Origin of the sequence: Microbacterium sp. H6 (genome assembly GCF_003314775.1) — a bacterium.
Lineage (GTDB): Bacteria > Actinomycetota > Actinomycetes > Actinomycetales > Microbacteriaceae > Microbacterium > Microbacterium oxydans.
In genome coordinates this window covers 1-9807 of record NZ_QOAY01000010.1, presented here as the reverse complement: position 1 = coordinate 9807, position 9807 = coordinate 1, and the positions used below count along the sequence as shown (strand labels likewise).

General features: G+C 68.2%; 12 protein-coding genes. 8 read left to right on the top strand and 4 right to left on the bottom strand.

Annotated features, from left to right (window positions below):
• Positions 1–352 (bottom strand): siderophore-interacting protein (locus DSP71_RS00385; protein WP_181800624.1); only part of this gene is annotated, 352 nt, incomplete at its 3' end.
• Between the two features lie 99 nt (positions 353–451).
• Here DSP71_RS00385 and DSP71_RS00380 point away from each other — a divergent pair.
• From DSP71_RS00380 to DSP71_RS00365, 4 genes are read left to right on the top strand one after another with little or no spacing between them, the layout of a single operon-like run.
• Positions 452–1447, top strand: a complete 996-nt coding sequence (locus tag DSP71_RS00380) for a siderophore ABC transporter substrate-binding protein (RefSeq protein WP_058630446.1) — start codon at positions 452–454, stop codon at positions 1445–1447.
• Between the two features lie 48 nt (positions 1448–1495).
• Positions 1496–2482, top strand: coding sequence for an ABC transporter permease (locus DSP71_RS00375; protein ID WP_046747284.1), 987 nt, complete (start codon positions 1496–1498; stop codon positions 2480–2482).
• 19 nt (positions 2483–2501) lie between these two features.
• Positions 2502–3530, top strand: coding sequence for an iron chelate uptake ABC transporter family permease subunit (locus tag DSP71_RS00370; RefSeq protein ID WP_046747428.1), 1029 nt, complete (start codon positions 2502–2504; stop codon positions 3528–3530).
• Positions 3527–4282, top strand: a complete 756-nt coding sequence (locus DSP71_RS00365; RefSeq protein WP_046747285.1) for an ABC transporter ATP-binding protein — start codon at positions 3527–3529, stop codon at positions 4280–4282. Before DSP71_RS00370 ends, DSP71_RS00365 begins: the two co-directional genes overlap by 4 nt.
• Before the next feature lie 51 nt (positions 4283–4333).
• Here the strand turns inward: DSP71_RS00365 and DSP71_RS00360 are convergent, their stop codons facing one another.
• Genes DSP71_RS00360 through DSP71_RS00350 form a run of 3 tightly spaced genes read right to left on the bottom strand, consistent with a single transcriptional unit; the run spans position 4334 to position 6265 of the window.
• Complete coding sequence (locus DSP71_RS00360; protein WP_021198082.1) at positions 4334–4531, bottom strand: hypothetical protein; 198 nt, start codon at positions 4529–4531, stop codon at positions 4334–4336.
• 22 nt (positions 4532–4553) lie between these two features.
• Complete coding sequence (locus DSP71_RS00355) at positions 4554–5513, bottom strand: DNA-3-methyladenine glycosylase (RefSeq protein WP_113680085.1); 960 nt, start codon at positions 5511–5513, stop codon at positions 4554–4556.
• A gap of 44 nt (positions 5514–5557) precedes the next feature.
• Complete coding sequence (locus DSP71_RS00350; protein ID WP_058630499.1) at positions 5558–6265, bottom strand: winged helix-turn-helix domain-containing protein; 708 nt, start codon at positions 6263–6265, stop codon at positions 5558–5560.
• Positions 6266–6598: 333 nt separating this feature from the next.
• Between DSP71_RS00350 and DSP71_RS00345 the strand changes: the two genes are divergently transcribed.
• From DSP71_RS00345 to DSP71_RS00330, 4 genes are all read left to right on the top strand, one after another.
• Positions 6599–6907, top strand: a complete 309-nt coding sequence (locus DSP71_RS00345; protein WP_058630449.1) for a GNAT family N-acetyltransferase — start codon at positions 6599–6601, stop codon at positions 6905–6907.
• Positions 6908–6959: 52 nt separating this feature from the next.
• Positions 6960–7442 (top strand): DIP1984 family protein, encoded by a 483-nt coding sequence (locus DSP71_RS00340; protein ID WP_046747288.1) that lies wholly within the window; start codon positions 6960–6962, stop codon positions 7440–7442.
• 255 nt (positions 7443–7697) lie between these two features.
• Entirely contained in the window at positions 7698–8867 is a 1170-nt protein-coding gene (locus DSP71_RS00335) for an exonuclease SbcCD subunit D (protein WP_113680084.1), read from the top strand.
• On the top strand, positions 8868–9807 hold a 940-nt coding region (locus DSP71_RS00330), incomplete at its 3' end, for an AAA family ATPase (RefSeq protein WP_147251143.1).

Genomic DNA, 9807 nt, shown 5'->3' with positions numbered 1-9807 from the left:
CGACGCCGATCGTGGATCCGAGGGGCGCGTTCGCCGCCCAGGGGGCGGCGACTCCCTGGTCGCCGTGCACCGCGAACTCGACGTCGAGCCAGTCGTCGCCCCAGGCGAGCGGCGTGTACTCGCGGCTGGGGGAGGCGCGCAGCTCCTCGACGGAATCCGTCGGGCCCGCGGGGAAGAACAGGCGCATGTGGTCGTCGGAACCGGGCGAATCGAAGCCGGCGAGATCCGAGCCGGTCAGTCGCACCCGCACGAAGTCCGGCGCCAGCCATTCACGCGCGCTCAGTGTGACGTTGCGGAAGCGCAGCTCGAGGCCGCGACGCTCGATCGAGAAACCGGATTTCGTATCGCTCATAAAGTAAGGCTAACCTAAATGAGACGACGCGGGTGATCCCCGTGCGTCGCCCCGGCGCCCATCGTGTGCGCGCCGATCCCGCAGAACAGGAGTCTCTCCATGTCCGTGCCCAGAACCCTCACCGCTACGAGTGCCGCTCTCGTCGGCCTCCTCGCCCTCGCCGGGTGCACCTCCGGAGGCTCGGAGGAAACGGAGAAGACCGAACCGGCAGCAGCCACCGTCACGATCGAGGACAACACGGGCACGAAGGAGATCGCCACCCCACCCGCATCGGTGGTCGCCCTCGACAACCGCACCTTCCAGACGCTCTCCGACTGGGGCGTCGAGCTCTCCGCCGGGGCCGTGGCACTCATGCCGGAGACCGTGTCGTATGTGAAGGACGACGGGATCGTCGACATCGGCCTGCACAGCGAGCCGAACCTCGAAGCCGTCGTCGCCGTCGAGCCCGACCTGATCATCAGCGGCCAGCGTTTCACGCAGCACAACGCGGCGATCGCGGACCTCGTCCCCGACGCCACCATCGTCGACCTCGAGCCGCGTGACGGCGAGCCCTTCGACGAGGAGCTCAAGCGCCAGGTCACGGTGCTCGGCGAGATCTTCGGCAAGCAGGACGAGGCGAAGAAGCTCGTGGACGACTTCGATGCCGCCGTCGAGCGCGCGAAGGCCGCATACGACGACGCCGACACCGTGATGGCCGTCAACACGTCGGGAGGCCAGATCGGCTACCTCGCGCCGACCGTCGGCCGATCGCTGGGACCGATCTACGACATCCTCGGACTCACGCCCGCTCTCGAGGTGGACGATGCGAGTGACGACCACCAGGGCGACGAGATCTCCGTCGAAGCCATCGCCTCCTCGAACCCGGACTGGATCCTCGTGCTCGACCGCGATGCGGTGTTCGCCGCTGAGACCCCCGACTACGTGCAGGCGGCCGAGATCCTCGAGAGCTCCGAAGCCCTCGCTTCGGTCACCGCCGTGAAGGAGAAGCAGCTCGTCTACATGCCGACAGACACCTACCTGAACGAGGGCATCCAGACATACACCACGTTCTTGAACGACCTCGCCGACGCCCTCGAGAAGAGCGCGAAGAACTGAGCTGACGCGGCGGCATCCGGGTGATCCGGATGCCGCCGCCGCACCACCATGGTCTCCACAGACATCGCTTCGCCGCCCCGCAACGCCGGGCGGCTCTTCGACGTGAAGCTGCTCATCGGCGTGCTCGTCGTCGCCGCCCTGCTCGTGATCTCGCTCTTCACGGGTGTGTACGACATCGCCGGCGCGGACGACGGCGCGCAGATGTTCCAGATCACACGTATCCCGCGCACGGTCGCCCTCGTCCTGGCCGGCGCCTCGATGGCCATGGCGGGACTGGTGATGCAGCTGCTCACCCAGAACCGCTTCGTCGAGCCGACCACGACGGGTACCACGGAGTGGGCAGGGCTCGGCCTCCTCGCCGTCATGATCCTCGTGCCGCAGCCGTCCCTCCCGCTGCGGATGGCCGGTGCGGTACTGGCAGCCTTCGTGGGCACCATGGTGTTCTTCGCGTTCCTGCGGCGGGTGGCGCTCAGATCATCCCTGATCGTCCCGATCGTCGGCATCATGCTCGGTGCCGTGGTGGGTGCTCTCTCGACCTACCTCGCTCTGGCCACGAACTCGCTGCAGATCATCGGCGTCTGGTTCGCCGGCAGCTTCACCTCGGTGATGCGCGGCCAGTACGAGATGCTCTGGATCGTGGCCATCATCGGCGTGATCGTCTTCATCGTCGCCGATCGACTCACCATCGCCGGACTCGGCGAAGAGATCGCGACCAACGTCGGGGTGAACTACAACCGGATCATCCTGCTCGGCACCGTCCTGATCGCGGTCACCACCGGCGTGGTCACCGTCGTCGTGGGGAATCTCCCCTTCCTCGGATTGATCGTGCCGAACATCGTCTCGATGGTGCGCGGCGACGATCTGCGCAGCAACCTGCCCTGGGTGTGTCTGCTGGGGATCGGGATCGTCACGGTCTGCGACATCATCGGGCGCACGATCATCATGCCCTTCGAGGTCCCGGTCTCGCTGATCCTCGGGGTCGTCGGCGCCGTGGTCTTCGTGCTCCTCCTGCTCAGGCAGCGTCGACGTGGCTAGCGGCGTGATGCGCGCCGCGATGAGCGACGCGGCGACTGCCGGAGGGCTCCGTTCGGCGGGCTCCTTCACGACCCCGCAGGCGCGGCGTCGGTACTTCCTCGTGCTCGGCATCCTCATCGTCCTCGCCGCAGGTTCCGGTTTCGGTCTGCTCGCGTGGGCGAATCCCATGCCCGTCGGCTCCGCGGGCTTCTGGCGCATCGCTCAGCACCGGGCGACAGACGTGACCGTGATGGCGCTCGTCGCCGTCGCTCAGGCCGTCGCCACGGTGAGCTTCCAGACCGTGACGAACAACCGCATCATCACGCCGTCGATCATGGGCTTCGAGTCGCTGTACCGGGTGGTGCAGACCTCGACCGTGTATCTGTTCGGCGTGGCGGGCATCGTTGCCATCCAGGGCGTGGGGCAGTTCGCGATCCAGGTGGCGATCATGGTCGGCCTCGCGGTGGCGCTCTACGGCTGGCTGCTCTCGGGTCGTTACGGCAACCTGCAGATCATGCTCCTCGTCGGCATCGTGATCGGAGGCGGTCTCGGCGCGATCGCCACCTTCATGCAGCGTCTGCTCACCCCCAGCGAGTTCGACGTGCTCGCCGCGCGTCTGTTCGGCAACGTGTCCAACGCCGATCCCTCGTACCTGCCGCTGGCGATCCCGCTGGTGGTCGCGGCCTCGGGGCTGCTGTGGCTGCGCTCGCGCCGGCTCAACCTGATGGCACTCGGTCCGGATGCCGCGCGCTCACTCGGCGTCGATCATCGGCGCGAGCTGTTCATCGTGCTGTTCCTCGTCGCCGTGCTCATGGCGACCTCGACCGCGTTGGTGGGGCCGATGACCTTCCTCGGCTTCCTGGTCGCGACGCTCGCGTACCAGTTCGCCGATACCCATGATCACCGGCTGATCTTCCCGGTCGCCGTGCTCACGGCCTTCACCATCCTGGCCGGGGCGTATTTCGTGATGAAGAACATCTTCTACGCGCAGGGCATGGTGTCGATCCTGATCGAGCTCGTGGGCGGCATCGTGTTCCTCATCGTCATCCTCAGAAAGGGCAGGCTGTGATCGCACTCGACGGCGTCCGCCGGGACTACAGCAGCGAGGTCGCGATCGGCCCCGTCGACCTCGAGATCCCCGCCGGCGGCATCACCGCTCTCATCGGTCCGAACGGTGCAGGCAAGTCGACTCTGCTCACGATGATCGGGCGTCTCAGCGGGATGGACGCCGGAGCCATCGAGATCGCCGGACTCGATGTGGCCTCCACGAAGTCGAAGGACCTGGCGAAGGTCGTGTCGATCCTGCGCCAGGAGAACCACTTCGTCACGCGCCTCACCGTGCGTCAACTGGTCGGCTTCGGGCGCTTCCCGCATTCGAAGGGTCGGCTGAACCGCGCGGATGAGGAGATCATCAGTCGAGCCATCGACTTCCTCGACCTCGGCGCGCTGGAGGGCAGGTATCTCGACGAGCTCTCCGGTGGGCAGCGCCAGCGCGCCTACGTCGCGATGGTCCTCGCGCAGGACACCGAGTTCGTGCTGCTGGACGAGCCGCTCAACAACCTCGACATGCGGCATGCGGTGCAGATGATGAAGCACCTGCGACGCGCGTCGGAGGAGCTCGGACGCACGATCGTCATCGTGCTGCACGACATCAACTTCGCGAGCCACTACGCCGACCACATCTGCGCCATGAAGGATGGAGCCGTCGTGGAGTTCGGGGCGCCGGCCGCGATCATGACGGACGACGTCCTCACACGGGTCTTCGACACTCCCGTGCGCGTTGTCGACGGTCCGTCAGGGCCGCTCGCCGTCTACTACTGAACTGTGCCGCTACTGAGCTGTGCCGCGTTCCCACGGGCGAGGGGATCGAGGTCAGAGCTCGATGCCGTGGTCCTCGTCGTTGACGCCGGCGTTGTTGCCGCGCCGCGATTCGTACCCGAGGAACCAGCCCAGCCACACGATCGCGGCGAGCAGCACACCGAGCCAGACGTTCTGGAAGATCAGCCCGATCACGACGCCGACGATCAGAAGGCCGACGGTGACGAGGATGCGCAGCATGGAACGGGACATGGCACCAGCATAGGTGCCGGTGTCAGCGGCGGCGATGGTCCTCCGGTGCGAGGCGAGGACCCCGTCGCGGTTCCTGCACACCGCTGGCGTGGATGAGGCGCACGACGCGTTGCCGCTGCCCGGACCAGGGGGAGAGGAGTTCGATCATCCCGTCGTCATCGGTGCGAGTGCCGGTCAGGGCGTAGCCGACCTGGTGGGCGAGGTGGTAGTCACCGACGCTCACCGCGTCGGGGTCGCCGAGCGAGCGGATGCGGGTCTCCGCCGATGTCCACACCCCCACGCCGGGAAGGCTCGTGAGCACCCGATCGCGATCAGCCCCTGTGGAGGCCGTGCGTACGGCGCGGGCGATGCGGTCTCCGCGTTCAGCCGCACGCACGATGGTGCGAGACTGCGGTGGCTCGACTCCGGCTCTGTGCCAGGCCCAGGAAGGGATCCGGTGCCACTGCTCAGGTGCTGGCGCGGTGAACATCGGGCGCGGCGTCGGTCCCGGCGCGCGCGTTCCGAAGCGGCTGACCAGCCAGCGCCACGCGCCGAAGGCCTGCATGCCGGTCACCTTCTGCTCGATGATCGCGCACGCGAGCGCGTCGAACACCTCGTCGGTGCGGGTCAGGCGCAGTCCCGGATGCCGCCGCGCGGAATCGGCGATGAGGGGGTGATGCGACGGATCGAAGTCCCCGGCGTCGTCGTGCGCCCCGCACAGGGCGGGGACGAGCTCGAGGGCCGAACCCGATCCGGGGCCCCACGCCGTCGCGCGCACCTCGCCGCCGATCATTCGCAGCGCCAGGGTGGCCGGTCCGAGCGGCGTGCGCATCGCCCGCCAGATGACCGGCCCGTCGATGACCATCGTCGGGTCGTTGCCACCGCGTCGGAGCATACCCACGGTGCTGCGCAGATCGAGCTCGTGCGGCGGTCGGTAGACCGTCTCTCGAGGGGCCTCCGAGCGAGCGGCTCCTGCCTCAGCGGGGTCGGCCGTCAGAGTCATGCGCCCACCCTACGCTCCGGTCCTGACACCGGAGTCCTGGGTGCTCAGAACCGGTCGGGCGAGGGCGTGCCGTGACCGTAGCGGATCACGACGTCGGCGTGCCGATCGAAGCGGTAGCCGATTCCGCGCACGGTGCGCACGATGTCCTCGTAGCGACCCAGCTTCGCCCGGAGGCGGCGCACGTGCACGTCGATCGTGCGCTCGCCCGGCGTCTCGTCGTCCTGTGCCTGCCAGAGCGCTGACACCAGTTCGCTGCGCTCGATCGTGCGTCCCTCGCGCAGCACCAGGTACTGCAGCAGCTCGAACTCCTTGTAAGTGAAGGCTGCGGACTCGCCGTCGATCAGCACACGCTTGCGGGAGATGTCGACCGTGACGCCGCTCTCCTCGTCGGTGGTCTCCTCCTCGGCGGCGGCCTTGGTGCGGGCGATCGCGCCCGGCTCCTGCAGTGCGAGGCGCACGACGTCGAGGTCGCGCCCTCCCGAACCGTGGGGCGCGAGGGCGACAGTGGCGTGGGTCTCGGCTCCCGGCGCGAGCTCGGCGAGCGTGCGACGCAGGGCATCGACGAGCAGGGGGAGGCTGACTCCGGCCTCTGCGGCCTTGATCTCGTCCAGGCCCACGTAGAGGGCGAAGCCACGGGGTGAGCGCACGGCGGGGAGGTCGGCTCCGGCAGGAGAGAGCGGCGCGGCGGTCTCGGGCTGCGTGCGGACGGCGGCGGTGGTGGCGGGACGCTCGAGAAGTGCGGTGTTCGACATGATGATGAAGTCCTCAGGACGTGAGCCCGGACCGAAAGGGGCTCTGATGCGTTGCATGAATGACCGGCGGAGCCGGGAATCGAGCAAAGGGTGGATGCTCGGTGACACTGACCTCGCAGATGGCGAGGGGTTCAGGTCAGGCGGGGTGGCTGTTCGTTCAGCGACACATTCGGCAACACATGCCAACGCGACCGGGCATCATCATCCCGGCAGTCCTGTTCGCCTCCTGGGCGGACGAGGGGCTTGCGTTGGTAGTCATGGGGGGATTATGTCCGATCGTGACGTCTCATGTCAAAACGCCCGGGCGTCCCTGACGGGCGTAACGTGGTTGCAATGACGATCTCGCACACCGTCGGCGGCTTCATCCTGACCGACGAGAAGGACGCCTCGCGTTACACGCTCATGCGTGACGGCAAGCTCGTGAGCGTGCTCGACTACCGTGACGACGGCCACACGATCGCCCTCACCCGAGCCTTCACGATCCCGACTTTCCGCGGGAACGGCTATGCGGGGAAGGTCGTCGAGGGTGCGGTGGCCGACATCGAGGAGCGCGGCGATCGCAAGGTCGATGCCGTGTGCTGGTACGTGGCCGACTGGTTCGCCGCCCACCCGGAGCGCGCCGGCCTGCTGCGTACTCGCTGACTCTCCGACCGTATGACGAACTGTTACGCCGCGCCCCTGCGAGGATGACGTCATGAAACTCGCCGAGGCCCTCACCGCACGCGCCGACCTGCAGCGCCGGATCGAGCAGCTGCGGGCGCGCATCGTCGCGAACGCCCGCTACCAGGAGGGCGAGGAACCGGCGGAGGATGCCGCCGCCCTGATCGTCGAGGTCGACGCGGCGTTGACGCAACTGCGCGACCTCATCCGCCGCATCAACGCCACCAACGCGCGACTGCATCTGGGTGCGGACGGCACCATGACCGACGCGCTGGCCTCCCGCGACGTGCTCCGTCTTCGGCACTCCGTGCTGACGGATGCGGCAGCCGCCGCTTCGGGGGCCAACGACCAGTTCCTCCGCCAGATGCGTTCGGAGCTGCGTCAGGTCTCCGCACTCCCCGTCTCACAGCTGCGCTCGCGCGCCGACGCCGTCGCGCAGGAGTTGCGTGAGCTCGACAACAGGATCCAGCAGGCGAACTGGTCGAACGATCTCGAGGAGGAGAGCGGGAGTCGGTAGTCACGACGAAGCGGGCACAACCCTCAGCCGGCGGGGCAAGCCGGCACCTGTCGGGCGGAGGGCAGCCCTGATCTCGCATCGCGCAGCCCTGCACTCCGCACAGGTGAAGGTGCACAACGCATCTCGCATCACCGCGTGCCGATCGTCGTGGCGAGGGTGGGTCAGGGGACCTTCCGCTCCCTCCTCCGCGCCGGGTGCGGGCCGCGCACGGCACGCCTCGGACGGAATGTCGGAGGGGGTTCGTACCGTGTGAGTATGCGGATCCTGCACACCTCGGACTGGCACATCGGCCGGACGTTCCATGGCAATTCGACCATGGACGCTCTCGCCGAGGTGCTCGAGGCGCTCACCGCGCAGGTTCGCGACAATGCGGTCGACGTGGTCGTCGTCGCGGGAGACGTCTTCGATTCCGCCACCCCGTCCGGCGCGGCATACACGCTGCTGGGCGATGCGCTGGTGGCGCTGCACGAGACGGGCGCCCGCGTCATCGTCACGAGCGGCAACCACGACTCCGCCGCACGACTCGGGTTCCAGGCGCGCCTTCTCCGCGAGGGCATCCACGTGCTCACAGACCCCCTCGCGGTGGGTGTGCCGGTGACCATCGCCGATGACCACGGACCGGTGCATTTCTACGGCATCCCCTACCTCGAGCCGGCCATCGTGCGTCAGCACTGGCCCGAGGGCGATGCATCCGGGCGTCAGCTGCGCACGCAGGCGCAGACCATGGCGCATGCGATGGACCTGGTCCGCGCCGGCATGGACCAGCGCGGAGGCCGAGCGGTGGCGATCGCGCACTGCTTCGCCGCGGGTGTCGACGCGACCGCCGGGCTCGAGCGCGAGGTGCGACAGGGCGGTCTCGACGTCGTGCCGCTGAGCGTGTTCGACGGACCCGACTACGTGGCGCTCGGCCATATCCACGGACGCCAGCAGCTCAGCGACCGCGTGCGCTACGCGGGCGCGCCTCTGCACTACAGCTTCGGAGAGCAGCACAAGCCCCGTGGTTGCTGGCTCGTCGACATCGACGCCGAAGGACTCGCCGGCGTGGAGTGGATGGAACTGCCGGTGCCTCGGCGGCTCGTCACCCTCACCGGCCCGCTCGACGAGATCCTGTCCACCGAGTTGGTCGCGCAGCACGCGGATGACTGGGTCTGCGCCGTCTACACCGATGCGGTGCCGCAGCGCGAGCCCATGCGGCGTCTTCGCGAGAGCTTCCCGTACTGCGCCATGGTGCAGCACCAGCCGGAGGTGACCGCCGAGGTCGACGAGCGCTCCTATGTGCAGCGGCTGCGCACCGCTGTCACCGATGCCGACCGCATCGATGCCTTCCTCGAGCACGTGCGGGCCGGGCACGGACCCACAGAGGCCGAGAGCGAGCTGATCCGCGCGGTGCTCGACGAGCGGGTGCGTGCCGAGGCGCTCGTCTAGATGCGTCTTCATCGTCTGGTGGTCGAAGGCTTCGGCCCGTTCCGGTCGCGACAGACCGTTGACTTCGACGCCTTCGCCGACGACGGCATCTTCCTGATCGCCGGACGGACCGGGGCGGGCAAGTCGAGCATCCTCGATGCGGTGTGCTTCGGCCTGTACGGCGGGGTGCCTCGATACGAGGGCGGCGAGAAACGCCTCCGAAGCGATCACTGCGAGCCTGACGATCCCTCAGAGGTGGTCGTCGAGTTCAGCACGCCGGCCGGTCGATACCGCGTCACGCGCTCGCCCGAGTACCTGCGCCCGGCCAAGCGCGGTGGTGGCATGACCAAGCAGGCGGCCACCGTGTCGCTCGACGAGTGGACGGACAGTGGATGGATCGGCCGTGCCGCGCGGGCGGTCGACGTAGCCGGCGAGCTCGATGAGATCCTTCAGCTCAGTCGGGAGCAGTTCCTGCAGGTGATCCTGCTCGCACAGAACCGGTTCTCGGAGTTTCTGCTCGCGGGCAGCCGCGATCGCCAGGCACTGCTGCGGCGGCTGTTCGGAACGCAACGATTCGAAGACGTGCAGGCGCGGTTCGACGATCGTCGCCGTGCGGCCGAACAAGTGCTCGGCAGTCGTCTCGCCGCCGTCGAGGCGCGTATCGACGAGGCCGAGAACCTCGTGGTCGCCGGCGGGCTGTCGGGAGACGGCGATGACACCGTGGCGGAGACGTCGCAGGCTCCCGCGTCGATCGACGAGCGGCTGGAGGCCCTCCGGCGGGCGAAGGCTCGCGCCGACTACCGTGCGGAGCGTCGTGCCTCCGATCGCGCCGATGCCGAGCAACAGTCGACCGCTGCCGACGCCGAACTCGCCATCGCCCGAGAGGAACGACGCGCGCAGCAGGAACGCGATCGAGCCAGATCCGCCCTCGAACGCCTCGATGCCGAGGCGCCGTCGATCG

What these genes read in the sequence shown, in the direction of transcription:
- DSP71_RS00340 (WP_046747288.1), top strand. Translation starts at nt 6,960, where the DNA reads ATGAAACTCGCCGAGGCCCTCACCGCACGCGCCGACCTGCAGCGCCGG.
- DSP71_RS00375 (WP_046747284.1), top strand. Translation starts at nt 1,496, where the DNA reads ATGGTCTCCACAGACATCGCTTCGCCGCCCCGCAACGCCGGGCGGCTC.
- DSP71_RS00380 (WP_058630446.1), top strand. Translation starts at nt 452, where the DNA reads ATGTCCGTGCCCAGAACCCTCACCGCTACGAGTGCCGCTCTCGTCGGC.
- DSP71_RS00335 (WP_113680084.1), top strand. Translation starts at nt 7,698, where the DNA reads ATGCGGATCCTGCACACCTCGGACTGGCACATCGGCCGGACGTTCCAT.
- DSP71_RS00350 (WP_058630499.1), bottom strand. Translation starts at nt 6,265, where the DNA reads ATGTCGAACACCGCACTTCTCGAGCGTCCCGCCACCACCGCCGCCGTC.
- DSP71_RS00355 (WP_113680085.1), bottom strand. Translation starts at nt 5,513, where the DNA reads ATGACTCTGACGGCCGACCCCGCTGAGGCAGGAGCCGCTCGCTCGGAG.
- DSP71_RS00345 (WP_058630449.1), top strand. Translation starts at nt 6,599, where the DNA reads ATGACGATCTCGCACACCGTCGGCGGCTTCATCCTGACCGACGAGAAG.
- DSP71_RS00370 (WP_046747428.1), top strand. Translation starts at nt 2,502, where the DNA reads ATGAGCGACGCGGCGACTGCCGGAGGGCTCCGTTCGGCGGGCTCCTTC.
- DSP71_RS00360 (WP_021198082.1), bottom strand. Translation starts at nt 4,531, where the DNA reads ATGTCCCGTTCCATGCTGCGCATCCTCGTCACCGTCGGCCTTCTGATC.